Origin of the sequence: Variovorax sp. TBS-050B (assembly GCF_029893635.1) — a bacterium.
In the GTDB taxonomy this organism is placed as follows: domain Bacteria; phylum Pseudomonadota; class Gammaproteobacteria; order Burkholderiales; family Burkholderiaceae_C; genus Variovorax.
Map to the genome: position 1 here is coordinate 1,695,569 of NZ_JARXYR010000002.1, position 25,502 is coordinate 1,721,070.

Sequence of the window (25,502 nt, forward strand, 5' to 3'; positions counted from 1 at the left end):
GCCGCCGCAGCCCTCAGCGCGGCAGCCGGATCACGAAGCTCGCGCCGCCGCCCGAGCGGTCCTCGCAGTGCACGCTGCCGCCGTGGCGTTCGGTGATCGATTTCACCAGCGCCAGCCCGAGGCCCACGCCGCCGTTGCGCTCGCTCGCGCCCGGCAGCCGGTAGAAGGGCTCGAAGATGCGTTCGCGCAGCGCGGCGGGCACGCCGGGCCCGCGGTCGTTCACGCGCACCGTGGCAAAGCCGTCGGCGCTGCCGAGCTCCACCGAGATCTCGCCCGCGCCGTAGCGGCGCGCGTTCTCGAGCAGGTTGCGCACCGCGCGGCGCAGCAGCCGCGGCACGCCGGGCACGGTGAGCTTGGCGTTGTCGGTGCCTTCCACCAGGTCGAGCTCGGCGTCCACGCGCGAGCATTCCTCGGCCGCGAGCCCGGTCAGGTCGACGGCCTCGATGGTGCCCATGTCGGCCTCGCGCGCATCGAGCCGGCTCGCGAGCAGGATCTCGTCGATCAGCTGGTCGAGCTCGCCGATGTTGCGCGAGATCTCCTCGCGCGCCGCGGGGCTCGGGCGCTCGCCCATGAGCTCCAGGCCCATGCGGATGCGCGTGAGCGGCGAGCGCAGCTCGTGCGAGGCATTCGCGAGCAGCGACTTGTGGGAGCGCACCAGCTGTTCGATGCGTTCGGCCGATGCATTGAAACGCTTGGAGAGATCCGCCACTTCGTCCTGCCCTTCCTCGGTGATGCGCACCGACAGATCGCCCTCTCCCCACTGCTTCACGCCGCGCTGCAGCGCCTCCAGCCGCTGCGTGAGCCGGCGCACGATCGGATAGACGCCCAGCGCCACGGCGATGCCGACGAGCGCGATCATCCAGCCCAGTCCGAACGGCGTGCGCCAGGGCGAGAACTCGCCCGGGCGCCGGTCGCGCGGCGCCACGCGCAGCGTGATCGCCTTGCCGTCGCTCAGCGTCACGTCGAATTCCAGCCCCTGGCCCGGCACGCGCAGCGCCTTGCCGGTGCCGATGGTCCGGTCGTTCTCGTCGAGCACCACCACGTTGCGCGGCACCGGCGCGAGCCGCTCGCGCTCGGCCTGCGCCGCCTCGCGCACGATCCAGTTGGCCATCAGCGTCAGGATGACGACGCCGGCCACCACCGCGAGCCAGATCCGGACGTAGAGGTGGCGCGAGTAGAGGTTGCGCAGCATCGCGGGGCGGCCCTAGTCCTGCTGCTTGGCGAAGACGTAGCCGACGCCGCGCACCGTGAGGATGCGCTTGGGGTTCTTCGCGTCCACCTCGATGGCCGCGCGGATGCGGCCCATGTGCACGTCGATCGAGCGGTCGAAGGCCTCGAGCTCGCGGCCGCGCACGGCTTCCATGATCTGGTCGCGCGTGAGCACCCGGCCCGCGCGCTCGGCCATCGCGACCAGCAGGTCGAACTGGTAGGAAGTCAGGTCGGCCACCGCGCCGGCCACCGAGACGGTGCGCGCGTTGCGGTCGATCTCGAGCGTGCCGAAGCGCATCACCGAGCTGGCCTCGGTGTCGGTGGCGTTCTCGCTGCGCCGGCGCAGCACCGCGCGGATGCGCGCGAGCAGTTCGCGCGGCTCGAAGGGTTTGGGCAGGTAGTCGTCGGCGCCGATCTCCAGGCCGATGATGCGGTCCATCGGATCGCCCTTGGCCGTGAGCATCAGCACCGACACCTTCGACGCCGGCGGCGGCAGCGAACGGATGCGGCGGCAGATCTCGAGGCCGTCGGTGTCGGGCAGCATCAGGTCGAGGATCACGAGGTCGGGCACTTGCTGCTGCAATTGCTCGAGGCCTTTCGCGCCGTCGCCGGCATGGGTGACGAGGAAGCCCGACTGCGTCAGGTACTCGCTCACCATCTGCGCGAGGCGGGCGTCGTCTTCGATCATCAGGAGATGGGGGGTGCTCATGCGCTTCATGGTCGTCCACGGGAGGCAACGGGGCTTGAACGCTCCGTAAAGTTGGGTAAACCGCGCTTCAGTCTGTCAACGGAGCGGGCGCGAAAAGCATAGCGCCTGCGGGCAGCGCGGTGGAAGGCGTGCCCATGCGTTGCGCGAGCATCGCCGGCACCGCGCAGTCCGCAAGGTCGGCGCCATCGGCGCGCGCGCGGTCGAGGATCTCCTGCGCCAGCTGGCGCAGCTGCGCGGTCGAGGTGCGGATGCGTGCCTTGAACGCCGCGTCGTCGAGCCGCGGGTCCTTGAGGCTCCTGTTGAGTTCGGCGAACCAGGGCATTGCGGCCTGGTCGAGCATCACGGCCACGTTGCGCTTCGCGCTCGCGGCCGACCAGGCGCGCAGCAGCTGCTGCACCGCGACGTTCAGCCGCTGGCAGTGCTGCAGCTCCTCCTTGAGGCTGCCGAGCAGCATCAGGTCGGTGAGCCGCTGCTGGAAGAAGATCTGCGACAGCACGCCCCAGTAGTAGGCGTAGTCCCAGATCACCTTCACCGGCAGCACTTCGGGGTCGCCGAACAGCGGGTACTGGTCCTGGTAGAGCGCGAGCGTGCTCTCGTAGAACGAATGGTAGATCTGGTCGTAGAGCTGCGCCCGCGCCTCCACCGAGCGGCCCGCGCGGTCGTGCGCGACCAGGTCGGTGATGTAGGTGTTGCTCATCGCGATGAAGTCGCTGCCGGGCGAATAGAAGGGGTCGAGGAACAGCCCCGCCTCGCCGGTGAGCGCCCAGCGCCGGCCCGAGAACACCTGCCTGCAGCCGTGCGAGAAGTGCTTGAGGAAGGCGAAGTCCTGCAGCAGATGCCGCTTGCCGTCGAGCGCGTCGTACAGGCGCGGCTGGTAGGTGGCGAACCACTGCATCGCCTTCTCGAAGGTGTCGATGGTGTCGAGCGGATGCAGCTTCGGATCCGCCACGATGCCCACCGAGTGCGAGCCCGAGGCGAGCGGAATCAGCCAGGCCCAGTAGCCCGCGCCCACGAGGTGGTTGGTCGAGAGCCAGCGCGCCTGCGGGTCGCAGCGTCCGCGCCAGGCCGGGTCGTCGCTCCATTCGTCGATGGCGATGCGCTCGGCGATGCGGAACCACACGGCATTGACGTCGTGGGCGTTGGCCTCGGCCAGCCCCAGCTTGCGCTTGAGCATGCCGGCGCGGCCGCAGGCGTCGACGAGCCAGCGCGCCTCGACTGCATGCGTCGTGTCGCCGCGCGTCCATTCGATGCGGTGCGGCGAGCGGTCGTCCGGCGCCAGTTCGATGCGGCGCACCAGCGCGCCGTCGTCGAAGCGCACGCCGCGGCGCACGGCCTCTTCGGCCAGGTAGTTCTCGAAGATGCCGCGGTCGATCTGGTAGCTCGGCACCGAGAGGTAGCGGCTCGCGCCGATCTCGGTGACCCGGTCGATGTCGCGCCGCCCCTCGCTGAAGAAGAAGCGGAAGCCGAACTTGCGCAGCTGCGCGCCGTCCATGTGGGGCTTGAGGCCGAGCACCGTGTCGAAGTAGTGCGCGCCGATCTCGACCGACGATTCGCCCACCTTGTGCGCCGCCTCGGGCACCGGATGGCGGCGCCGTTCGAGCACCCGCACGTCCAGGTCCGGAAAGCGCTGCCTGAGCTGCAGCGCCAGCGTCAGGCCCGCGAGCCCGCCACCCATGATCACTGCGTCGCAAGTTGCATGCGCAGTGCTCATGGCGCCTCAGTCCCGGATCGGCTGCAGCGAGAGCCGCAGTGACAGCGCCGACGACAGCGGCAGGTCGATGCGCGGCGGCGGATCGTCGTCCGGCAGGCGCGCCAGCGTCTCGAACAGCCCGAGCGCATGGGCCATCGGATTGATCTGCGCCAGCGTCTTCGCGGCCTCGGACCGCGGCGCCGGGAAGCTTCCGTCGCCGCTTTCGAGCGACCAGTCGAAGCGCGCCACGCTGCGTTCGGTGCGCTCGGGGGCGATCACCAGCGCCACGGCCAGCAGGCCGCGGCTGTCGGTGACCGAGGTCAGCGCGCCGACGGTGGGCGTGTCGTAGCCCACCAGCAGCACCGGCGCGCCGTCGGCCGCGCTCTGCACCGCGGCTTCGAGCAGGCCGGCGGCAAAGCTGTGGTCGTAGGCCGAGACCGAGTTGCTCGCGGCCATGCAGCCGGTGCCGATGGTCCAGTAGCCCACGGCGGCGTTGTGCACCGAGTTGTGGAAGCGCGTGGGCGACAGCACGGTCGGATCGCTCGCGAGCGTGCTGCACATGTAGTCGTTGATCGACAGGTCGCCATGCGCCGAGACGAACACGCAGGGCAGGTCGGCCGCGTTGCGGCCCGCGCCGGCCATGGCCGCGGCCGCCACCTCGAGCGCGAGCGCCACGGTGTCGGGCGCGCGGCGGCGCTCGGCCGGGGCCAGCACTTGCGGCGCGGGGCGCTTCGCCGGCGGATCGGCGAGCGCGCCTTCGCCGCGGAAGGCCGCGCGCGCGGCGTCCCAGCCGGGCAGCGTGGGGGTCCAGAAGGCCGGGCCTTCGAGGTACAGGGTCGGGGGCGTGGGGCGGGCCGTCGTCATGCGCTGGCCCTGCCGAAGACGAGCGAGCAGTTGTTGCCGCCGAAGCCGAAGGAATTGGTGAGTGCGTACCGCACCTCGCCCTGCGCCGGTTCGAGCCGGATCTGCGGGCCGAAGCCTTCGCCGAGCGTGGTGGTGTTGACGGTGCCGGGCATCAGGCCGCGCTCGATCGCGAGCAGGCTGATCACCGATTCGACGATGCCCGCCGCGCCCAGCGTGTGGCCCATGAAGCCCTTGGTCGAGCTGGCGTGGGTGCGCGCCGGGAAGCGGCGCGCGATCAGCGCGCCCTCGACCTCGTCGTTCTTCTGGCTCGCGGTGCCGTGCATGTTGATGTAGTCGATCGCCTCGGGCGCGAGACCCGCGCGCGCGAGCGCGTCGTCGAGCGCGCGCTCGGCGCCCAGGCCTTCGGGATGCGGGGTCGACATGTGGTGCGCATCGCTGGCCTCGCCGTAGCCCAGCAGGCGCAGCGGCGCGGCCGGGTCGTCCTGCACCCGCTCGACCAGCGCGAAGCCGGCCGCCTCGCCCAGGCTGATGCCCTTGCGGTCGGCATCGAAGGGGCGGCAGGGTTCGCTCGACACCAGTTCGAGCGAGTTGAAGCCGAACAGCACGCTGCCGCAGAGCGTGTCGGCGCCGCCGACCACGGCCGCGTCGGCCAGGCCGAGCCGGATCAGCCGCTCGGCCGAGGCGAACACCTTGGCGCTCGACGAGCAGGCGGTGGAGATGGTCTCGCTCGGCCCGGTGAGCCCGAGCGCCTGCTGCACGAACATCGCGAGCGAATGCGGCGAGTGCACCGCCGGGCGGCGCTGGTCCTCGGGAAAGCGCCCCTCGGCGTCGAGCTGGGTGTAGGCCAGCTCGGTCTCGCCGATGCTGGAGGTGGAGGTGCCGAGGATCAGCGCAATGCGCGACGCGCCGTACTTCTGGCGCGCGGCCGCCACGGCCTCGAGGAAGCCGTCGGCCTGCAGGCCGAGCCAGGCGAGGCGGTTGTTGCGGCAGTCCCAGTGGGCGAGCGGCTCGGGCAGGCGGATGTCTTCGAGGCCTTCGACGCGGCCGATCCAGGTGGGCAGCGGCGCGGGGCCGAAATCGTTGGCGCGCAGGCCGCTGCGCGACTGCGCGAGCGCCTCGGCGAGCGGCGCCTTGCCGGCGCCGACGGCCGAGGTGGCCGTGAAGGCGCTGATCTGAAGGGGAGGAATGCGGGTCGGCACGTTGCTTGAATGGCGAAGGCGTAACAAATTCGGGAAAGCGACAGCCTACCAGTTGCGCGGGGCTTCCGGCGTCATCTGTTTTCCCCTACCGGGGCGGGTTCACGGCGCCGCGGCGGGGCCCCGGATGGCCGTGCTGCGGCTGGCCAGCGCCACCAGCAGCAGCACCGGCACGCCGAGCAGGGCGGTGCCGAGAAAGAAGTTCGAGTAGCCGTAGGCGTCCACGAAGGCGCCCGAATAGCCGGCGATGAACTTCGGCAGCAGCAGCATCAGCGAACTGAAGAGCGCGTACTGCGTGGCCGAGTAGCTGATGTTCGTGAGGCTCGACAGGTAGGCGATGAAGGCCGCCGAGGCGATGCCGCCCGCGAGGTTGTCGGCCGACACCACCGCGATCAGCGCCGTCAGGTCGTGCCCGCGCGAGGCCAGCCAGGCGAAGAGCAGGTTGCTCGCGGCGCTGAGCACCGCGCCGAGCATCAGCACGCGCATCACGCCCAGCCGCATCGAGAGCACCCCGCCCACGAAGGCGCCCGCGAGCGTCATGACCACGCCGTAGATCTTGCTGACCGTCGCCACCTCGTCCTTGGTGAAGCCCATGTCGACGTAGAACGGGTTGGCCATGATGCCCATCACCACGTCGCTGATGCGGTAGACCGCGATCAGCGCGAGGATCAGCGCGGCCTGCCACTTGTAGCGGCGGATGAAATCGGCGAACGGCTCGATCAGCACGCTCTGCAGCCACTCGGCCGCGTTGCGGGCCCTGGGCAGCGTGCGGCGGGCGGGCTCGGGCGACAGCAGCACCGTCAGCACCCCGACCGCCATCGACGCCGCCATGACGAGGTAGGCCGTCTTCCACGCGCCGTTCTGGTAGGCCGCCGCGCCCGTGACGGCGGCCGCCGGCGCCACCTCGGCCCAGGCCGCGACCCACAGCACGCCGGCGCCGGCCCAGATCATCGCGAGCCGGTAGCCCGTCTGGTAGGCCGCGGCCAGCGCGGCCTGCTTGCGCGTCTCGGCGGATTCGATGCGGAAGGCGTCGAGCGCGATGTCCTGCGTGGCCGAGCCGAAGGCCACCAGCAGCGCGCACCAGACCAGCGGCGCCAGCCCCTGGCGCGGATCGTTGAGCGCCATGCCGATCAGCCCCGCGATCACCAGCCCCTGCGCCAGCAGCAGCCAGCCGCGCCGGCGCCCGAGCAGCGTGGTCAGCGGCGGCAGCGGCAGCCGGTCGACCAGCGGCGCCCAGACCCACTTGAAGCCGTAGGCCAGCCCCACCCAGCTCAGGTAGCCGATGGTGGTGCGGTCGATGCCGGCCTCGCGCAGGCGGAAGCTCAGCGTGCCCAGCACCAGGAGCAGCGGCAGCCCGGCCGAGAAGCCGAGCGCCAGCATGCGCAGCGTGGCGGGTTCGAGGTACACCTTCAGCGCATCGCGCCAGGGCACGGAGGAAGGAGGGGTGGGCGTTTCGGCGGGCTGGGCGGACATGGACCCCGGATTGTCCACGCATCCTCCGGCCCCCTCTCCCGGCGGATTGTTCCTATGATCCGCGCATGTGCATCCGATGCGACCTCACCGCCCCTTCCCTGGCATCGCCCGCGCCGGCCTCGCCGTGGCAGCCGCGGCGCGCCTTCCTGCTGGCCGCGGCCGGCGCCGTGCTCGCGGGGCCGGCGCTGGCGCAGGTCAACGTGGGCAGTGCCTCGGCGGCGCGCAACCTCGTGCCGGCCGACCGCATCGAGGCCGCCGGCGTGCAGCAGTACGGCCAGCTGCTCCAGCAGGCGCGGGCCAAGGGCGCGCTCGCGGGCGACGGCAACGCGCAGCTGCAGCGGCTGCGCACGATCGCCCAGCGGCTGATCCCCTTCGCCACGCCCTGGAACTCGCGCGCGCGCGACTGGAAGTGGGAGGTCAACCTGATCGGCAGCAAGCAGATCAACGCCTTCTGCATGCCCGGCGGCAAGATCGCGTTCTTCACCGGCATCCTCGACCAGCTCAAGCTCACGGACGACGAGGTCGCGATGGTGATGGGCCACGAGATGGCCCATGCGCTGCGCGAACATGCGCGCGCCCGCCTCGCCAAGAGCGCGGGCACCGGCGCGCTGCTCTCGCTCGGCTCGCAGATGCTCGGCTGGGGGCAGGTGGGCGACCTGGCCGCGCGCGCCGGCACCCAGCTGCTCACGCTCAAGTTCAGCCGCAGCGACGAAACCGAGGCCGACCTCGTCGGCCTCGAACTCGCCGCCCGCGCCGGCTACGACCCCAAGGCCTCGGCCTCGCTCTGGAAGAAGATGGCCGCGGCCTCGAAGAGCCAGGGCGGGCTGAGCTTCCTGTCCACGCACCCGAGCGGCTCGGACCGGATCCAGAAGCTCGAGGCGAATCTGCCGAAGGTCGACGGGCTGTACAGGGCCGCTCGGCGCGGCAGCTGAGCGGCCCTCGTGGAAGGCGGCACCCGCGGGCGCGGGTGCCAGGCGATCACGGAGCGCCGAGGGGAATGAATGCCATCCGCGGGTCGTTGGTCAGACCGACGGCAGTCATACCATCCGGCGTCACCACGAGCTGGCGCTCGAGGAGGTTTTTCGCGTAGCCCGCGAACTTGAAGGACTTCAACAGGGTTCCATTCGGCGCGTGGACCCAGATGTCGGCACTCGAGTACCAGCCGCTGATGCCGCAGATCGCACGGCCGTCCCGCGTGACCTTGATGTTGTTGGGATAGGGATCTCCGCCCGGAAGGCTTGCAATGAAGGCCAGGTCGACGGGATTCACGGAGGAGCAACGGTACGGCGCGCCCGATGCGATGTAGAGCGCCGTCGCGTCGGCGTTCACCGCAATGTCCTGTCCGTTGCTGCTGCCGTTGATGAAGCTGGCCGCGGCGGTGGCTTTTGCCATCAGGGTCCCGCCCCCCATGGCCGAATAGTCGAGATCGAACGCCTGCACGCCCGAAGGGCTGAGGCCTCGGTTGTGGGAGAAGAGCCTGCGGCCGTCGGACGATGCTGCGTACACCACGTTGCCAAAAGACGGCAGCGTGGCAATCCGCCGTCCATCCGCGTAGGCCTCGCCGCCGCCGGCCAGAACGATGTCCTTGCCGTTGGTGCGGACCGCCAGCAGGCTCAGGCTCGAATAGACGCTCCCTTGCAGCGGCCAGGCTTCGGTCTTCGATGCGGTCGCCAGATCGACCACCACGATGGTCTTGCTGCTCGTGTCCACCGCGTAGAGCTTGCTTCCATCGGGTGCGACGGCCATCTCGGCCAACGCGGCCCCCGCGTTGGCGATGGTGCCGACCTTGGTGCCGAGGTGGGCGTTGTAGATGTCGATGGCGCTCCCCCCGTTGTGTGCATAGACGTAGGGCCGGATCGTGTCGGCGACGGCGTTCACATAGTCGGTCGGCAGCGTGGTCAGCGCGCTCAGGCCTCCGCTGGAACGCCACAGGCCGACGCGGATGGTCGCTTCCGACACGTCGGGGCTCGAGGTCTTCAGCGTGACCGTCGCGTAGCTGATCGCATCGGCCGCTGCCAGCGCCGGATCGGCGACGAGCGTCAGATCCGGCCCGGTGCCGGTCGTGCCGCTACTCGTCACCGAGAGCCATGGCGCGCTGGAGGTGGCGGTCCATGGCAGCGCGGCGCCGAAGTTGTCGGTGACCCGCAGGGTTCTGGCGAGGACCGATCCCGCCGGCGTACTGGCGAAGCCGATGCCCCACTCGGAGGGCAGCAGCTGCCGTTTGTCCCGGTTCAGAACCACCGTCAGCGGCAGCGTGACCGTGTCGCCGTTGACGTTTGCCGTGACCGTCGCAACGCCGGAATGGGTGCCAGGTGCGGCGGCACTGAAGACCGGCGAGAAGCTCAGCGGCGCGCCGCTCGCGTCGACGCTGCCGGACGTGGGCGCCACGGCAGCCCACGTGATGAGCGGCGCAGACAGGGTCCAGGGCCACGGGTTGGCGCCGGTGTTCAGGCTCACCGAGGTCGATTGCGCGACCTCGTCGCGACCTTTGGGGCCACCCAGCGTGACCGTCGTGGACGAGGCCGACAAGGTCGGCTTCGTGAGCATGAGCGCGGCGTTCACGGTCTTGCTCGGGTACCCGGCCGAGGCCAGCACGATGCTCGTGGCGTGGGCACCCGAGGCCAGGCTGGACTTGCTCGCGTCGGGTCGCGCCATCAGCAAGCCCGGAGTGGTGCCCGACCCTGGCGTGAGGAGCAGCCATGGCGCGGCGGCGCTCGCCGTCCAGTTCGTGGATACGCCGTTGTTCAGATCGAATGTCAGCGTCTGCGACGGGATGCTCGCACCGTTCACGCCCGTGAAATAGAAGTACTCGGTGCTGACCCGGAACTGCGTGGGCAGCAGTTCCAGCGTGAACCCGACCCGGGCCTCCTGGCCATCCGCCGAACGCACGACCATCTGGTCTTGATAGAGGCCGGGCGTCATGCCCTGGATGGCGAACCGGACTCTGACGGTGGCGGGCAGCCGGCCTTCCGATGGTGTGAGTTGGAGCCAACTGCTGCTGGCGCTCGCGTTCCAGCCGCCGGGCGGCCCATAGATCTGCACGTCGACGGGGGGCGGATCGGCTGCGCCCACGTGAGCGGTCGCGCGGGTGCTCATCCGCGTGAAGGTCGTCAGCGGCTGGTCCGTGATGTTGACGAGGTACGGCAGAGAAACCCGAGAGGCCACGGAGTGCCCGGCACAGGCCGGCTCCTTGCACAGCAAGGCCGGGAACGTCCCCTGGTACTTGCCCGGCGCGAGGCTGGCCGAGGTGTTCAGGACAGCGGCGTAGCTCGACGCGTCGATGCGTGTCAGGCCGATGCCAGTGCCCTGACTCAGTATCTGCTGCGGATCGTCCACCGACAGATAGAGCGGGCCATCGAGAGCGCCTGGGCTGGTGATGTCGACCTTCACCACGTGGCTGACGCTGGTGCCGGGCCGCTGGTTGCCGGCGAGCGGCGCCACGGAAAATCGAACCTCGGACGGGGCGGTGCCCGTGTCGGCCGGCGCCGCGGCTTCCGAACCGGCGCCGACTGCGCCAGGGAAACCCGACCCGCCTGCGCCACCACCGCCTCCGCCCCCGCCCCCGCATGCGGCAAGCGCCAAACAAAGGCCGAGGACGGCCGCGAATCTCAGCGTCATATTCCTCCCGCGTTTTCCCTCTACCGGCTCGAAGCCATGCAGCGACCCGCGCTGCATGGTGGCTAATTCTCGATACTTGTGCCGCAAGTATCGCAGCTTCGCGTGTCATTACGGCACCGGCGCGCCAGGGTGCCGCCGCCAGGTCTTTGGCGATCGAGTGCACCGGCCGCACATGCCCGAGGCGGCGCAAGGGCGAGCGGAAGAAGTGGTTGCGCAGCCAGGCGGCTGTGTCGGCAGCCCGGCGCCCGTCTGCGGCTCAGAGCGTGAAGTCGTACTCCACCGTGATCGGCGCGTGATCGCTGAACTTGATCGTCTTGAAGATCTGCTCGGTGCGTGCGAGCGCCGCGGTCTGCGGCGTGGCGAGGTGGTAGTCGAGCCGCCATCCCACGTTGTTCGCGTAGGCCTGGCCGCGGTTGCTCCACCAGGTGTAGGCCTCGGCGGTGGTCTCGGGCTTGAGCATGCGGTAGACGTCCACGATGCCCGCGCCGTCGGTGCCGGCGTCGAGCAGCCGCGTCATCCAGGCGCGCTCCTCGGGCAGGAAGCCGCTGTTCTTCTGGTTGCCGCGCCAGTTCTTGAGGTCGATCTCCTTGTGGGCGATGTTGATGTCGCCGCAGAGGATGAATTCGCGCTCCTTCTTGAGCGCCACCAGGTGCGGGAAGAAGCCCTTGAGGAAGCGGAACTTCGCCGCCTGCCGCTCCTCGCCCGAGCTGCCGCTCGGGAAGTAGCAGCTGATGATCGAGAGCTTGCGCGCGGGGGTGTCGAAGCGCAGTTCGAGGTAGCGGCCCTCGGCGTCGAATTCCGCGTCGCCCCAGCCCACGACCACGTCGCTCGGCGCGTGCCTGGTGTAGATCGCGGTGCCGGCATAGCCCTTCTTCTCGGCGAAGTGGAAGTACCCCTTCAGGCCGGCCATTTCCTCGAACCGGCCCTCGATGTCGCTCGCCTGGACCCGGATCTCCTGCATGCAAATACAATCCGGCGCAAGTTCGGCCACCCAGTCCGCCACCCCTTTCGTGGCGGCCGAACGCAGGCCATTGAGATTGAGACTGGTCAGTTTGAACACGAGGGAATTCCGATGGCTGTAGATGGTGTGGAAAGCAGCGCGGTGGCGCAGGACTTCGTCCAGTTCGCGCTCGACGCGGGCGTGCTGCGTTTTGGCGAATTCAAGACCAAGGCCGGCCGCCTGAGCCCCTATTTCTTCAATTCGGGCCTCTTCGACGACGGCGCCAAGATCGCGCGGCTCGCGGGATTCTATGCAGACCGGCTGATCGAGAGCGGCATCGCGTTCGACATGATCTTCGGCCCCGCCTACAAGGGCATCCCGCTCGGCGCCACGGTGGCGGCCGAACTGGCGCGGCGCGGCCGCAACTATCCCTTCGCCTACAACCGCAAGGAAGCCAAGGCGCACGGCGAAGGCGGCGCGCTGGTCGGTGCGCCGCTCAAGGGCCGTGTGCTGATCGTCGACGACGTGATGTCCGCCGGCACCGCGGTGCGCGAATCGATCGCCGCCATCGAAGCCGCCGGCGCCACGCCGCAGGCCGTGGCGATCGCGCTCGACCGGCAGGAAAAGGCCACCGAGAACGGCGTGGACGTGGACCACAGCGCGGTGCAGTACGTGCGCCACCAGCTCGGCCTGCAGGTGGCGGCGATCGCCACGCTCGACGACCTGCTGAGCTACCTGTCGGGCCAGGCCGCACCGGAGCTCGGCGTGCACCGCGAGCGGGTGCTCGCCTACCGCGCGCGCTACGGCGCGAAGTAAGTCGATAGATCGTCCTCCGCCACACCGAAGACGCCATGCGAGCCCTCCGACGCCCCCTTGCCGATCCGGCGCCCGTCCACGGGGCGCTGCTGCTGCTCGCGGCGCTGCTGGGCCTCGCGCCCGCGGCCGCGCTGGCCCAGCCGGCGCCGCCGCCCCCGGCCATCTACTCATGCACCGACGCGCGCGGCCGCACGCTCACCGCCGACCGCCCGATCGCCGAATGCCGCGACCGCGAGCAGCGCGAGCTGAGCCCGAGCGGCACCACGCGCCGGCTCATCGAGCCGACCTACACCGCGCGCGAACAGGCCGAGCGCGAGGACCGCGCCCGCGAGGCCGCGCTGCAGGCCGCGCGGCTGCTCGACGAGCGTCGGCGCGAACGTGCGCTGCTGGTGCGGTATCCGAATGCCACGGTGCACGACCGCGAGCGCGCCGAGGCGCTGGTGCAGATCGACGCCGTGATCCAGGCCGCGAAGAAGCGCCTGGGCGAACTCGCCGAGGACCGGAAGAAGATCGACGAGGAGCTCGAGTTCTACAAGGCCGACCTGAGCAAGGCGCCGGGCGCGGTGCGCCGCAAGCTCGAGGACAACCAGCAGAGCGTGGCGGTGCAGAACCGCTTCATCGGCGAGCAGGAAGAAGAAAAGAAGCGCGTGAATGCGCGCTTCGACGAAGAGCGCGCCCGCTTGAAGCAGCTCTGGACGCCGCAGAACGGCGGCACCGCGCGCTGAGCGCGGCGCGCCGCGGGCGCATTCAACCGAGTTTTGCCTTGAGCAGTTCGGTGACCTGCGCCGGGTTCGCCTTGCCGCCGCTCGCCTTCATGACCTGGCCGACCAGGCCGTTGAGCGCCTTCTCCTTGCCGCCGCGGTATTCCTCGACGTTCTTCGCGTTCTTCGCGATCACCTCGTCGAGGATCGCATCGAGCGCGCCCGCGTCGTTCATCGGCTTCAGGTCCTTGGCCTCGATGATCGCGTCCACGTCGCTGCCTTCGCCGGTCCAGAGCGCCTCGAACACCTGGCGCGCGGCGTTGTTGGGCAGCGTGCCGTCGGCGATGCGCCGCACCAGCGCGGCGAGCTGCGGCGCCTTCACGGGCGCGGCCTCGATGCCGATCTCGGCGGCGTTCAGTCGGCGCGCCATCTCGCCCGTGATCCAGTTGCTCGCGAGCTTGGGCGCGGCGCCGGCCTTCACCGCCTCGTCGAAGTAGCCGGCCAGCGCGGCGCTCTGCGTGAGCTGCGCGGCGTCGTATTCCGACAGGCCGTGCTCGCGCACGTAGCGCTCGGCCATCGCGCGCGGCAGCTCGGGCATCGTGGCCTTGACGCGCTCGATCCAGTCGGCCGCGATCACCAGCGGCGGCAGGTCCGGGTCGGGAAAGTAGCGGTAGTCGGCCGAGTCTTCCTTGGCGCGCATCGCGCGCGTCTCGCCGGTGTCGGGGTCGAACAGCACCGTGGCCTGCTCGATCCGGCGGCCGTCCTCGATCTCCTCGATCTGCCAGCGGATCTCGTAGTCGATCGCCTGCTGCATGAACTTGAAGCTGTTGAGGTTCTTGATCTCGCGCCGCGTGCCGAGCTTCTCGCCCGGCTTGCGCACCGACACGTTGGCGTCGCAGCGGAAGCTGCCTTCCTGCATGTTGCCGTCGCAGATGCCGATCCAGGTCACGATCTTGTGCAGCTCGCGCGCATAAGCCACGGCCTCGGCGGTGGAGCGCATGTCGGGCTCGGTCACGATCTCCAGCAGCGGCGTGCCCGCGCGGTTCAGGTCGATGCCGCTCTGGCCGACGAAGTCCTCGTGCAGCGACTTGCCCGCGTCCTCCTCGAGGTGCGCGCGCACCAGGCGCACGGTCTTGGTCTCCTCGCCGAGCAGGAAGCTCACGCTGCCGCCCTGCACGACCGGGATCTCGAACTGGCTGATCTGGTAGCCCTTGGGCAGGTCGGGATAGAAGTAGTTCTTGCGCGCGAACACGCTGCGCGGCGCGATGTGCGAGCCGAGCGCGAGGCCGAGCTTGATCGCGCGTTCGACCGCGCCCTTGTTCATCACCGGCAGCGTGCCCGGCAGCGCGAGGTCGACCGCGCAGGCCTGCGTGTTGGGCTCGGCGCCGAAGGCGGTGGCGGCGCGGCTGAAGATCTTGCTCGCGGTCGAGAGCTGGGCATGGGTCTCGAAGCCGATGATGACTTCATAGCCGCGCACCAGCGGGCCGGTCGGGCGGCCCTGTTGCTGTGCTTCGAAGGTGTTCACTGTCTCGCTCATCTCAAAAGCCCTCGGGCGTGCGCATGTGCCAGTCGGTCGCCTGCTGGAAGCGGTGGCCTGCGTTGAGCAGCTTCGCTTCGCCGAAGTAGTTGCCGATCAGCTGCAGCCCCACGGGCATGCCGCCGTCGAAGCCCGCGGGCACGCTCATGCCGGGCAGGCCGGCGAGCGAGGCGGGCAGCGTGAAGATGTCGGCCAGGTAGTCGGCCACCGGATCGTCGCTGTGCGCGCCGATCTTCCAGGCGGTGCTCGGCGCGGCCGGGCCGGCGATCAGGTCGCACTGCCGGAAGGCCTGCTGGAAGTCGTCGGCGATCATGCGCCGCACCTTCTGCGCCTGCAGGTAGTAGGCGTCGTAGTAGCCGTGCGAGAGCACGTAGGTGCCGATCATGATGCGGCGCTTCACCTCGTCGCCGAAGCCTTCGGCGCGCGTGCGCTCGTACATCTCGGAGAGGTCCTTGTACTGCTTCGCGCGGTGGCCGAACTTCACGCCGTCGAAGCGGCTCAGGTTGCTCGACGCTTCCGCCGCGGCAAGGATGTAGTACACCGGAATCGACAGCTCGGTGCGCGGCAGCGAGACCTCGACGCGCTTCGCGCCGAGCTTCTCGTACTGCGCCAGCGCCGCGTCGATCGCCGCGCGCACGCCGGGCGCCACGCCCTCGCCGAAGAACTCCTTCGGCACGCCGATGCGCAGGCCCTCGAGCGAGTCGTTTAGCGAGCGGCCGAAGTCCTCCGCGGGGCGGTCGAGCGAGGTCGAATCGCGGTCGAGGTCGGGACCGCAGAAGGCCGACAGCAGCAGCGCGCAGTCTTCGGCCGAGCGCGCCATCGGCCCGGCCTGGTCGAGGCTCGATGCGAAGGCCACCATGCCGTAGCGCGAGGCGCGGCCGTAGGTCGGCTTGATGCCGGTCACGCCGCAGAACGAAGCCGGCTGGCGGATCGAGCCGCCGGTGTCGGTGCCGGTGGCCGCGGGCGCGAGGCGCGCGGCCACGGCGGCGGCGCTGGCGCCCGAGGAGCCGCCGGGGATGCGCTCCAGGTTCCAGGGGTTGCGCACCGGCACGGCCTTCTCGTACCCCACGGGGGGCACGGCGACGTTCTCGTTGGCCGAGCCCATCGCGAACTCGTCGCAGCTGAGCTTGCCGAGCGTGACCGCGCCGGCCTCGGCGAGGCGGCGCACCACGGTCGCGTCGAAGGGCGAGCGGTAGCCCGCGAGCATCTTCGAACCCGCGGTGGTGGCGAAGTCGGTGGTGACGAAGATGTCCTTGTGCGCGATCGGCACGCCCGCCAGCGCGGGCGCGGCGCCGGTGGCGATGCGTTCGTCGGCCGCGCGGGCCTGGGCCAGCGTGACCTCCTCGTTCACGTCGAGGAAGGTGCCGAGCGCTTCATGGGCCTTCATGCGGCCGAGGAAGTGCTGCGCCGCCTCGACGGCCGACAGCTTGCGGCCGGCCAGCGCCGCGGCCAGCTCGGCCACGCTCCATTGGTGCAGCGCGCTCATTCGATCACCTTCGGCACGAGGAACAGGCCGGCCTCGACGGCCGGGGCGCTCTTCTGGTTGGCTTCGCGGTTGTTCGGCTCGCTCACCACGTCGTCGCGCAGGCGCAGCGTGACGTCCTCGAGGGCCGCGACCGGGTGGGCGAGCGGCTCGACGCCGGCGGTGTCGACCGCCCGCATGCGCTCGACCAGGTCGAAAAATCCGTTGATCTGGCTGAGCATGCGCTCGCTTTCGTCGGGCGCGAGCTGCAGCCTTGCCAGCGAGGCAATGCGAGCAATATCTGAAGTGGAAAGTGACATGAGCAGGCCGGTTCACAAACCGGAGGTAATTCGCACGCCGAAGCGGGTGCCGACACGGGATTCCGAGGGGGATTCGGGTATTATCCCGCCTTTGCCGCAACCCCCGCGAACGCGCCGGCTTTTGCGCCAAAAACGATCAATTCACCCCATCAAACGACCCAAAAACAGAGCGACGAACCTGCCGACGCGCAGGCGTGCTCCAGAGGATTCCACACATGTTCGGAGCTTTCCGTCGGTACTTTTCCACCGACCTGGCCATCGACCTCGGTACTGCCAACACCCTGATCTTCGCCCGCAACAAGGGCATCGTGCTGGACGAGCCCTCGGTCGTCGCCATCCGCCATGAAGGCGGCCCGCACGGCAAGAAGGTGATCCAGGCCGTGGGCCGCGAGGCCAAGGCCATGCTGGGCAAGGTGCCCGGCAACATCGAGGCGATCCGCCCGATGAAGGACGGCGTGATCGCCGACTTCGTGATCACCGAGCAGATGATCAAGCAGTTCATCAAGATGGTGCATCCGCGCACGCTGCTCACGCCGAGCCCGCGCATCATCATCTGCGTGCCCTGCGGCTCGACCCAGGTCGAGCGCCGCGCCATCAAGGACGCGGCCGAGGCGGCGGGCGCCACCTCCGTCTACCTGATCGAGGAACCGATGGCCGCGGCGATCGGCGCGGGCCTGCCGGTCAGCGAGGCCTCGGGCTCGATGGTGGTCGACATCGGCGGCGGCACCACCGAGGTGGGCGTCATCAGCCTCGGCGGCATGGTCTACAAGGGCTCGGTCCGCGTGGGCGGCGACCGCTTCGACGAAGCCATCATCAACTACATCCGCCGCAACTACGGCATGCTGATCGGCGAGCCGACGGCCGAAGTCATCAAGAAGAACATCGGCTCCGCCTTCCCGGGCTCCGAGGTCAAGGAGATGGAGGTCAAGGGCCGCAACCTCTCCGAGGGCGTGCCGCGCAGCTTCACCATCAGCAGCAACGAAGTGCTGGAAGCGCTGACCGATCCGCTCAACAACATCGTCTCGGCCGTGAAGAACGCGCTCGAGCAGACGCCGCCCGAACTCGGCGCCGACATCGCCGAGCGCGGCATGATGCTGACCGGCGGCGGCGCGCTGCTGCGCGACCTGGACCGCCTGCTGGCCGAGGAAACCGGCCTGCCGGTGCTGGTGGCCGAGGACCCGCTGACCTGCGTGGTGCGCGGCTGCGGCATCGCGCTCGAGCGCATGGACCGGCTGGGCAGCATCTTCACGAGTGAATAGGTACACCCCCAGGCTTCGCGCACTTCGTGTCGCTGCGCCAACCCCCTTGCAGGGGGCAATACCAGCGGCCCGGCAGAGCCGGTTCCGCGGTATTCCCGGCAATGGGTGAGTGTTGATTTCCTTCGTTGCGTCCCGCAAGGCGCGCTGAAAACTAGGCCGAATCCATGCCCCTGGGCACGCTCGATCGCACAGCGCCACCCCTGTTCAACCAGGGGCAGTCGGCACTGAGCAAGCTGATCTTCTTCGGCGCGCTCTCGCTGTTCCTGATGGTGGCCGACGCGCGCCTGAATCTGGTCCAGCCGATCCGCGCGGCGGTGGGCGCGGTGCTCTATCCGGTGCAGTGGCTCGCGCTCAAGCCGGTGCAGTTCGTGAGCGGCGCGAACCGCTACTTCGAGGACCTGCAGGTCGCCCAGCGCAACGAGGACACGGCGCGCCGCGCGCTCATGGTCCAGGCCGAGCGTGCGAGCCAGGCCGACACGCTCGCGCAGGAGAACGCGCGGCTGCGCGCGCTGCTCGAATTGCGCCAGACCACGCTGGCGCCGAGCCGCGCGGCCGAGGTGCTCTACGACGCCGCCGACCCCTACACGCGCAAGATCGTCATCGACCAGGGGCTCACGCAGGGCGTGGCGCCCGGCTCGCCGGTGATCGACGCCAACGGCGTGCTCGGCCAGGTCACGCAGGTGCTGCCTTTCACGAGCGAGGTCACGCTGGTGATCGACCGCGATCTTTCCATCCCGGTGCAGAACACCCGCACCGGCGTGCGCAGCGTGGCTTTCGGCGATGCCTCGGCGCACGGCGGCGGCCTGGAGCTGCGCTTCATGGCGGCCAACGCCGACCTGCGCGAGGGCGACCTGCTCTCCACCAGCGGGGTGGACGGCGTCTACCCGCCGGGCCTGCCGGTGGCGAAGATCGAGCGCATCGAACGCCGCGCCGATTCGGCCTTCGCACGCATCTACTGCGTGCCGCTGGCCCACGTGACGGCCGCGCGCTACGTGCTGGTGCTCGCGCCCACGGGCACGCCGGCGTCGCCGCCCGCACCCGCCCATGCGCCGGCAGCGAAGAAGAACGAAGCCAAGCCGGCCGCCAAGGCCGACAAGAAGACCGCGGAGCGTGCCCGATGATCAAGCGTCCCGGCCAACAGCAGCTGCTGCTGCCCGTCAACCCGCTGTTCATGTGGTCGAGCCTGGTCGCGGCGCTGCTCATCAACATGATCCCCATCGGCCGCGCCGCCTGGATGCCCGACCTGCTCGCGCTCGCGATCGTGTTCTGGGGCGTGCACCAGCCGATGCGCGTGGGCATCGGCGCGGCCTTCGTCTTCGGCCTGTGCATGGACGTGCACCAGGCCGCGATGCTCGGCCAGCATGCGCTGTCCTACACCACGCTGGGCTTCTTCGCGATCACCATCCATCGGCGCCTGCTCTGGTATCCGGTGGCGTCGCAGGCGCTGCAGGTGCTGCCGCTGTTCGCGCTCTCGCAGTTCATCGAGGTGATCGCGCGCCTGGTGGGCGGCGGCGTGTTCCCGGGCTGGTGGGTGCTGGCCTCGCCCGCGATCGAGGCCGCGCTGTGGCCGCTCGCGACCGCGCTGCTGCTGGCGCCGCAGCTGCGCACGCCCGAGCCCGACGAGAACCGACCGCTATGAGTTCCTCCCCAGGCGGGTCGAGGGCATTTGCCTTTGAATCCCTGCGCGCCTAAGCTCATGCCGCCATGACCGAAATCCGCAACGTCGCCGCCGACCTCGCGCGCTTCAAGCGCCGGGTGGTCGTGATCGGCCTCGTGGTGCTGTTCGCCTTCGGGCTGCTCGGCGCGCGGCTGTTCTACCTGCAGGTGGTGCGGCACGACGATCTGGCCGAGCAGGCCGAGAGCAACCGCACGGCGATCGTGCCGGTGGTGCCCAACCGCGGCCTGATCCTCGACCGCAACGGCATCGTGCTGGCCTCGAACTACTCGGCCTACACGCTCGAGATCACGCCCTCGAAGGTGGGCGACGTGGAGCAGACCATCGACAGCCTGACCCAGGTGCTCGAGATCTCGCCGCGCGACCGGCGCCGCTTCAAGCGCCTGCGCGAGGACTCCCGCAGCTTCGACTCGATTCCGATCCGCACCCGGCTGAGCGACGAGGAAGTGGCGCGCTTCGCGGCGCAGCGCTACCGCTTCCCGGGCGTGGAGATCAAGGCGCGCCTCTTCCGCAACTATCCGCACGGCGAGACGGCGTCGCACGTGCTCGGCTACATCGGGCGCATCAACCAGCGCGAGAAGACCGCGATGGAGGAATGGCCCGAGGAGGACCAGGCCAACTACAAGGGCACCGACTACATCGGCAAGCTCGGCATCGAGCAGAGCTACGAGAAGACGCTGCACGGCCTGACCGGCGTCGAGCAGATGGAGACCTCGGCCGGCGGGCGCGCGGTACGCCGGCTCGCGAGCCATCCGGCGACGCCGGGCAACACCGTGATGCTGTCGCTCGACATCAAGCTGCAGAAGCTGGTCGAGGACATGTACGGCGAGCGTCGCGGCGCGCTGGTGGCGATCGACCCCAAGACCGGCGAGGTGCTGGCCTTCGTGAGCAAGCCCACCTTCGATCCCAACCTGTTCGTCGAGGGCATCGACACCGAAAGCTGGAAGGAGCTCAGCGAGTCGATCGACAAGCCGCTGCTCAACCGCGCGCTGCGCGGCACCTATCCGCCCGGCTCCACCTACAAGCCCTTCATGGCGCTCGCCGCGCTGCAGACCGGCAAGCGCGGCGCCAACGTGGTGGTCAACGACCCGGGCTACTTCAACTTCGGCGGCCACCGCTTCGGCAGCCCCGAGGGCTACCTCGGCGGCGTGGACATGCGGCGCTCGATCCAGGTCTCGAGCAACATCTACTACTACTCGCTCGCCAACGAGATGGGCGTGGACATGATCCACGACTTCATGAAGCCGCTGGGCTTCGGCCAGATCACCGGCGTCGACCTGGGCGGCGAAGTGCGCGGCGTGCTGCCGAGCACCGAGTGGAAGCGCAAGACCTACAAGCGGCCCGAGCAGAAGAAGTGGTATGCCGGCGAGACCATCTCGCTGGGCATCGGCCAGGGCTACAACAACTTCACCATGCTGCAGCTCGCGCAGGCGACCGCCATCGTCGCCAACGGCGGCGTCAAGCACCAGCCGCACATCGCGCTGGCCACGCGCGACACCGTCAGCGGCCAGGTCGTGCCGCTGCCGCAGCCCCCGGGCGAGAACCTCGGCTTCAATCCGTCCAACGTCGCGGTCATCCGCGAGGGCCTGACCAGCGTGGTCACCAGCGGCACCGCGCGCAGCGTGTTCGCGGGCGCCGCCTACCAGGCGGCCGGCAAGACCGGCACCGCGCAGGCCGTGTCGATGGCGCAGAACACCAAGTACAACGCCAAGGCGCTCGAGGAGCACCAGCGCGACCATGCGCTCTTCATGGCCTACGCGCCCGCCAACGACCCGAAGATCGCGGTCGCGGTGATCGTCGAGAACGCCGGCTGGGGCGCGGGCGCCGCGGCGCCCATCGCGCGCCGCGTGTTCGACTACTGGCTCATGGACCAGTACCCGAGCGAGGCCGACATGGCGGCGGTCCGCATCGGCAAGGCCGGCGCGCCGATCGGCAAGCCGCGCGTCGCGAGCGAGGTGGCGTGGCCCGCGGGCGCGACGACTGCACCCGCGCCCTGATCAGACCACCGTTCCGCGGACTTCGCCGAGGCCGATGCGCACCGCGCCCGCGCGCTCGCACCAGCCGCGGATCACCAGCGTGTCGCCGTCTTCGAGGAAGGTACGCTGCTCGCCGTTGGGCAGGGTCACCGGCTGCCTGCCGCCCTGCGTGAGCTCGATCAGCGAGCCGGCCTGGTCGGGTTGCGGGCCCGAGAGCGTGCCCGAGCCGAGCAGGTCGCCGGGCTGCAGGTTGCAGCCGTTGACCGTGTGGTGCGCGACCAGCTGCGCGGCGGTCCAGTAGGCGGCCTCGGTGGTGTTGCCGCGCGTGAGGCGCGTCGGCGCTTCGCCCGCCGCGCGCATCTTCGCCGTCTGCAGCAGCACCTCGAGCGTGATGTCGAGCGCGCCGTGGGCACGGTTCGAGGGTGCGTCGAGGTACGGCAGCGGCTGCGGATCGCCCGCGGGCCGCTCGAACCTGGCGCGGAACGGCGCCAGCGCTTCCATCGTCACGATCCACGGCGACAGCGTGCTCGCGAAGTTCTTCGACAGGAAGGGGCCGAGCGGCTGGTACTCCCAGGCCTGCAGGTCGCGCGCCGACCAGTCGTTGAGCAGCGTCACGCCGAACAGGTGCGCTTCGGCGTCGGCCATGGCGATCGGCTCGCCGAGCGCATTGCCGCGCCCGACGAGAAAGCCCAGCTCCAGTTCGTAGTCGAGCCGTTTCGACGGGCCGAAGCTCGGCTCGGCCGCGTCGGGCGCCTTGGTCTGGCCCTGCGGGCGCTTGAACTGCTGGCCGCTCACGCCGATCGACGAGGCGCGGCCGTGGTAGCCGATCGGCACCCACTTGTAGTTGGGCATCAGCGGCTGGTCGGGGCGGAACAGCTTGCCGATCGTGGTCGCGTGGTGGATGCCGGTGTAGAAGTCGGTGTAGTCGCCGATGCGGCAGGGCACGGTCATCTCGGCCTGCGACTGTGCGACGAGCGCCTTAGCCCATGCGGCCTGTTGGCCGCTGCCTTCGGCGAGGCCGGCCGAAATCGCCGCACGCAGCGCCTGGCGCTCCTGCAGGGCCGCGCCCATCAGCACGTTCATGTCCTCGGTGTCGATCAGGCCGGCGGCGCGCAGGTCGAGCACCTGGTCGCCGATCGCGACGCCGATGCGGAACGGCTCGGCGCTGCCCGCGACGCGGAAGCGGCCGAAGGGCAGGTTCTGGATCGGGAAGTCGCAGCCGGCCGCGTTGGCCGACGCGACCCAGCTGCGCAGCTTCGGGTCGTGGGTGGCGTTCAGTGTCGTCATGGATATCTTTCAGGCAAAGGTCTTGTGGATCCGGTTTCTTTCGGGGAACACCGCGGAACCGGCTTTGCCGGGCCGCAGGTGTTGCCCCCGGTAGGGGGTTGGCGGCCACACGAAGTGGGCAAGCCTGGGGGCGAGCTTTATTCGGCCGTCATGCCGGCTTTCTTAGCGACCTCGCCGAGCCGCTGGTACTCGTTCTGCGTGAGCGTGGCGAGCTCCTGCGCGCTCGAGCCGCGCGGCGAGAAGCCGGCCTGCGCGAGCTTGGCCTTCACCTCGGGCTGCGCGAGCGCTTCCACGAAGGCCTCGTTCAGCGCCTTCACGACCGGCGCCGGCAGGTTCGCGGGGCCATAGACGCCGAACCAGGGCTCGAGCGCATAGCCCTTGAGCCCGGCCTCGGCCATCGTCGGCACCTCGGGCAGCGCGGGCGAGCGGGCGGGGCCGGCCACCGCGAGCGCGCGCAGCTTGCCGGCCTGGATGTGCGGCAGCGAGGCGGGCAGGTTATCGAACATCACGCCGATGTTGTTCCCGAGCATGTCGGTGATGGCCGGGCCGCTGCCCTTGTAGGCCACGTGCGTGAGCTCGGTGCCGGTCATCTGCGCGAACATCACGCCGGCCAGGTTCATCGAGGTGCCCGCGCCCGCGGTGGCGTAGGGCAGGCCGGGCGCCTTCTTCGCGGCGGCGATCAGGTCGGCCACCGAGCGGATCGGCGAGCCGGCGGGCACTTCGAGCACGATGGTCGAGGTGCCGAGCAGGCTGATCGCGGTGAAGTCCTTGCGCGGGTCGAAGGCCATCGAGCGGTAGATGTGCGGGTTCAGCGCATTGGTCGAGATCGCGCCGAAGCCGATGGTGTAGCCATCGGGCGCGGCCTTGGCCACCGCGTCCATGCCGATGTTGCCGCCCGCGCCGCCGCGGTTGTCGATCAGCACCGGTTGGCCGAGCTTCTCCGACACCTTCTGGCCCACCGTGCGCGCCACCAGGTCGGTGGTGCCGCCCGGGGTGTAGGGCACGATGAAGCGGATCGGCTTCGCGGGATAGTCGGCGGCCTGTGCGAGCAGGGGTGCTGCGGCCAGCAGCGCGATCGCCGCCGCGCGGCGCGTGAGGAGGAAGGTCATTTTTTGAATTGGTCTTTCAGGCCGGCCCAGCAGTCGGCGTAGTCGGTGTCCCGCGCCTGGCTCTGCAGCGCGAAGTTGGTCGGAATGAAGCGGTAGCGGCTCTCGAACATGAAGGCCAGCGTGTTGTCGAGCTTGTGCGGCTTCAGGTCGGCGCTCGTGGCCTTGTCGAAGGCTTCCTCGTCGGGGCCGTGCGGCACCATGCAGTTGTGCAGGCTCGCGCCGCCGGGCTTGAAGCCGCCGGGCTTGGCGTCGTATTCACCGAGCACCAGGCCCATGAACTCGCTCATCAGGTTGCGGTGGAACCAGGGCGGTCGGAAGGTGTTCTCCATCACCATCCAGCGCGGCGGGAAGATCACGAAGTCGCAGTTGGCGGTGCCGGGCGTATCGCTCGGCGAGGTCAGCACCGTGAAGATCGAGGGATCGGGATGGTCGAAGCTGATCGAGCCGATGACCATGAAGTTCGCGGTGTCGTACTTCACCGGCGCGAGGTTGCCGTGCCAGGCGACCACGTTGAACGGCGACTGCGTCGTCGGCGCGCGCCAGAAGCGGCCGCCGAACTTCTTGACCAGCTCGTAGGCGCCGCCGTCTTCCTCGAAGGCCGCCACGGGCGCCTGGAAGTCGCGCGCGTTCGCAAGGCCGTTCGAGCCGATGGGGCCGAGCTCCGGCAGGCGGAAATGCGCGCCGTAGTTCTCGCACACGTAGCCGCGCGACAGCCCGTCGGGCAGCGCGACCTTGAACACCATGCCGCGCGGCAGCACCGCGATCTCGCCGGGCTTCACGTCGAGCACGCCGAGCTCAGTCGTGATCACGAGCCGGCCCTGCTGCGGCACGACGAGCATCTCGCCGTCGGCATTGACGAAGGCGCGCTTGTCCATCGAGCGGCCCGCGAGGTACATCAGCGCGCCGATGCCGACCTGCGATTCGGCATCGCCGTTGGCCGCGACGGTGTGCATGCCGTCGACGAAGTCGGCCTCGGCCGCGCCCTCGTCGAAGGGCATCGGATGCCAGCGCAGCGGCTCGGGCGCGAGCGCGATCTCACGGTCGGCGCCGGTGCGCCAGTGCGCCTGCGCATACGGCTGGTAGCGGCCCGAGACCACCGAGGGCTGGCGCCGGTAGAGCCAGGTGCGGCGGTTCTCGTGCCGCGGCGCGGTGAAGGCGGTGCCCGAGAGCAGCTCGGTGTAGAGGTCGAAAGGCGCACGCTGCGGGTTGTTGCGGCCCTGCGGCAGGGCGCCGGGCACGGCCTCGCTGGCGTATTCGTTGCCGAAGCCGCTCTGGTAAGTGGTCATGGTGAAGTCCTGGGTTTCAAGGAAAGAGGAATTCGGACAGCCGAACGCAGAAGAAATACAAAAGTTGCGCAGAGGTCGCAGAAGAATTTCAAGGAAGTCTTTTCCTGGTTTTCTTTTGCGACTTTTGCGAAATCTTCGCGCCCTCTGCGTTCGGCTCCCGTGTTCATTTCGCCGCCGCGAGCGACTCGCGCAGCACGGCCAGCGAACCGATGTGGTTCGCCAGCACGAGCACGAGGCGCGCGTTGAAGGCGTGGCTTTCGTCGGCGCTCAGGCCCTGGTGGGCCTCGATCAGTGCCTCGTAGAAATCGTCGGGCGCCTCGAGGTGGGCGTCGGTGATCAGCGTGGGGGTGGAGGTGGTCATGGGGTTGTCTCCGG

The 25,502-nt window shown here is 69.7% G+C and carries 22 protein-coding genes; 7 read left to right on the forward strand and 15 right to left on the reverse strand.

What is annotated here, in order from left to right:
* Window positions 1-13 precede the first annotated feature (13 nt).
* From M2165_RS11105 to M2165_RS11130, 6 genes are all read right to left on the reverse strand, one after another.
* Window positions 14-1,192: an ATP-binding protein gene (locus M2165_RS11105; protein WP_280814691.1), complete on the reverse strand. Its 1,179-nt coding sequence runs from the start codon at window positions 1,190-1,192 to the stop codon at window positions 14-16.
* Window positions 1,193-1,204: 12 nt separating this feature from the next.
* A complete protein-coding gene (locus M2165_RS11110) occupies window positions 1,205-1,927 on the reverse strand; it encodes a response regulator transcription factor (RefSeq protein WP_280814692.1) in 723 nt (240 codons plus the stop codon).
* 58 nt (window positions 1,928-1,985) lie between these two features.
* Complete coding sequence (locus M2165_RS11115) at window positions 1,986-3,629, reverse strand: NAD(P)/FAD-dependent oxidoreductase (RefSeq protein WP_280814693.1); 1,644 nt, start codon at window positions 3,627-3,629, stop codon at window positions 1,986-1,988.
* Window positions 3,630-3,635: 6 nt separating this feature from the next.
* A complete protein-coding gene (locus M2165_RS11120; RefSeq protein ID WP_280814694.1) occupies window positions 3,636-4,472 on the reverse strand; it encodes a beta-ketoacyl synthase chain length factor in 837 nt (278 codons plus the stop codon).
* On the reverse strand, window positions 4,469-5,671 hold the full coding sequence (locus M2165_RS11125; RefSeq protein ID WP_280814695.1) for a beta-ketoacyl-[acyl-carrier-protein] synthase family protein: 1,203 nt from the start codon (window positions 5,669-5,671) through the stop codon (window positions 4,469-4,471). Before M2165_RS11125 ends, M2165_RS11120 begins: the two co-directional genes overlap by 4 nt.
* Before the next feature lie 99 nt (window positions 5,672-5,770).
* Entirely contained in the window at window positions 5,771-7,141 is a 1,371-nt protein-coding gene (locus M2165_RS11130; RefSeq protein WP_280814696.1) for an AmpG family muropeptide MFS transporter, read from the reverse strand.
* A 65-nt stretch (window positions 7,142-7,206) separates the two neighbouring features.
* Between M2165_RS11130 and M2165_RS11135 the strand changes: the two genes are divergently transcribed.
* Window positions 7,207-8,073: a M48 family metallopeptidase gene (locus tag M2165_RS11135; protein ID WP_280814697.1), complete on the forward strand. Its 867-nt coding sequence runs from the start codon at window positions 7,207-7,209 to the stop codon at window positions 8,071-8,073.
* Between the two features lie 46 nt (window positions 8,074-8,119).
* Here the strand turns inward: M2165_RS11135 and M2165_RS11140 are convergent, their stop codons facing one another.
* Window positions 8,120-10,582: a hypothetical protein gene (locus tag M2165_RS11140; RefSeq protein ID WP_280814698.1), complete on the reverse strand. Its 2,463-nt coding sequence runs from the start codon at window positions 10,580-10,582 to the stop codon at window positions 8,120-8,122.
* A gap of 433 nt (window positions 10,583-11,015) precedes the next feature.
* Window positions 11,016-11,819 (reverse strand): exodeoxyribonuclease III, encoded by an 804-nt coding sequence (locus tag M2165_RS11145; RefSeq protein ID WP_280814699.1) that lies wholly within the window; start codon window positions 11,817-11,819, stop codon window positions 11,016-11,018.
* A gap of 12 nt (window positions 11,820-11,831) precedes the next feature.
* Between M2165_RS11145 and pyrE the strand changes: the two genes are divergently transcribed.
* Window positions 11,832-12,515, forward strand: a complete 684-nt coding sequence (gene pyrE, locus M2165_RS11150; protein ID WP_280814700.1) for an orotate phosphoribosyltransferase — start codon at window positions 11,832-11,834, stop codon at window positions 12,513-12,515.
* 35 nt (window positions 12,516-12,550) lie between these two features.
* Window positions 12,551-13,240, forward strand: coding sequence for a DUF4124 domain-containing protein (locus M2165_RS11155; RefSeq protein WP_280814701.1), 690 nt, complete (start codon window positions 12,551-12,553; stop codon window positions 13,238-13,240).
* A 22-nt stretch (window positions 13,241-13,262) separates the two neighbouring features.
* Here M2165_RS11155 and gatB read toward each other — a convergent pair whose 3' ends face one another.
* The 3 genes from gatB to gatC are packed head-to-tail and all read right to left on the reverse strand — an operon-like array spanning window position 13,263 to window position 16,535.
* Window positions 13,263-14,753: an Asp-tRNA(Asn)/Glu-tRNA(Gln) amidotransferase subunit GatB gene (gatB, locus tag M2165_RS11160; protein WP_280814702.1), complete on the reverse strand. Its 1,491-nt coding sequence runs from the start codon at window positions 14,751-14,753 to the stop codon at window positions 13,263-13,265.
* Between the two features lies 1 nt (window position 14,754).
* Window positions 14,755-16,239, reverse strand: coding sequence for an Asp-tRNA(Asn)/Glu-tRNA(Gln) amidotransferase subunit GatA (gene gatA, locus M2165_RS11165; protein ID WP_280814703.1), 1,485 nt, complete (start codon window positions 16,237-16,239; stop codon window positions 14,755-14,757).
* Window positions 16,236-16,535: an Asp-tRNA(Asn)/Glu-tRNA(Gln) amidotransferase subunit GatC gene (gene gatC / locus M2165_RS11170; RefSeq protein ID WP_280814704.1), complete on the reverse strand. Its 300-nt coding sequence runs from the start codon at window positions 16,533-16,535 to the stop codon at window positions 16,236-16,238. The genes gatA and gatC overlap by 4 nt, the downstream gene beginning before the upstream one ends.
* Window positions 16,536-16,750: 215 nt before the next feature.
* On the opposite strand from gatC, the gene M2165_RS11175 reads away from it, so the two are divergent.
* From M2165_RS11175 to mrdA, 4 genes are all read left to right on the forward strand, one after another.
* Window positions 16,751-17,794, forward strand: coding sequence for a rod shape-determining protein (locus M2165_RS11175; RefSeq protein WP_007833435.1), 1,044 nt, complete (start codon window positions 16,751-16,753; stop codon window positions 17,792-17,794).
* Window positions 17,795-17,958: 164 nt separating this feature from the next.
* On the forward strand, window positions 17,959-18,915 hold the full coding sequence (mreC, locus tag M2165_RS11180) for a rod shape-determining protein MreC (protein ID WP_280814705.1): 957 nt from the start codon (window positions 17,959-17,961) through the stop codon (window positions 18,913-18,915).
* On the forward strand, window positions 18,912-19,433 hold the full coding sequence (mreD, locus tag M2165_RS11185; RefSeq protein WP_280814706.1) for a rod shape-determining protein MreD: 522 nt from the start codon (window positions 18,912-18,914) through the stop codon (window positions 19,431-19,433). The genes mreC and mreD overlap by 4 nt, the downstream gene beginning before the upstream one ends.
* 65 nt (window positions 19,434-19,498) lie before the next feature.
* Complete coding sequence (mrdA, locus tag M2165_RS11190) at window positions 19,499-21,466, forward strand: penicillin-binding protein 2 (protein ID WP_280814707.1); 1,968 nt, start codon at window positions 19,499-19,501, stop codon at window positions 21,464-21,466.
* Here mrdA and fahA read toward each other — a convergent pair whose 3' ends face one another.
* The 4 genes from fahA to M2165_RS11210 form a co-directional block, all read right to left on the reverse strand.
* The gene (fahA, locus tag M2165_RS11195) at window positions 21,467-22,732 is read right to left on the reverse strand and encodes a fumarylacetoacetase (protein WP_280814708.1); all 1,266 of its coding nucleotides are present in this window, start codon (window positions 22,730-22,732) and stop codon (window positions 21,467-21,469) included. It lies immediately after the preceding gene.
* A 137-nt stretch (window positions 22,733-22,869) separates the two neighbouring features.
* The gene (locus M2165_RS11200) at window positions 22,870-23,841 is read right to left on the reverse strand and encodes a tripartite tricarboxylate transporter substrate binding protein (RefSeq protein WP_280814709.1); all 972 of its coding nucleotides are present in this window, start codon (window positions 23,839-23,841) and stop codon (window positions 22,870-22,872) included.
* Window positions 23,838-25,127: a homogentisate 1,2-dioxygenase gene (gene hmgA / locus M2165_RS11205; RefSeq protein WP_280814710.1), complete on the reverse strand. Its 1,290-nt coding sequence runs from the start codon at window positions 25,125-25,127 to the stop codon at window positions 23,838-23,840. The genes M2165_RS11200 and hmgA overlap by 4 nt, the downstream gene beginning before the upstream one ends.
* 163 nt (window positions 25,128-25,290) lie before the next feature.
* Window positions 25,291-25,488: a DUF2783 domain-containing protein gene (locus tag M2165_RS11210; RefSeq protein WP_280814711.1), complete on the reverse strand. Its 198-nt coding sequence runs from the start codon at window positions 25,486-25,488 to the stop codon at window positions 25,291-25,293.
* Between the last annotated feature and the right edge of the window lie 14 nt (window positions 25,489-25,502).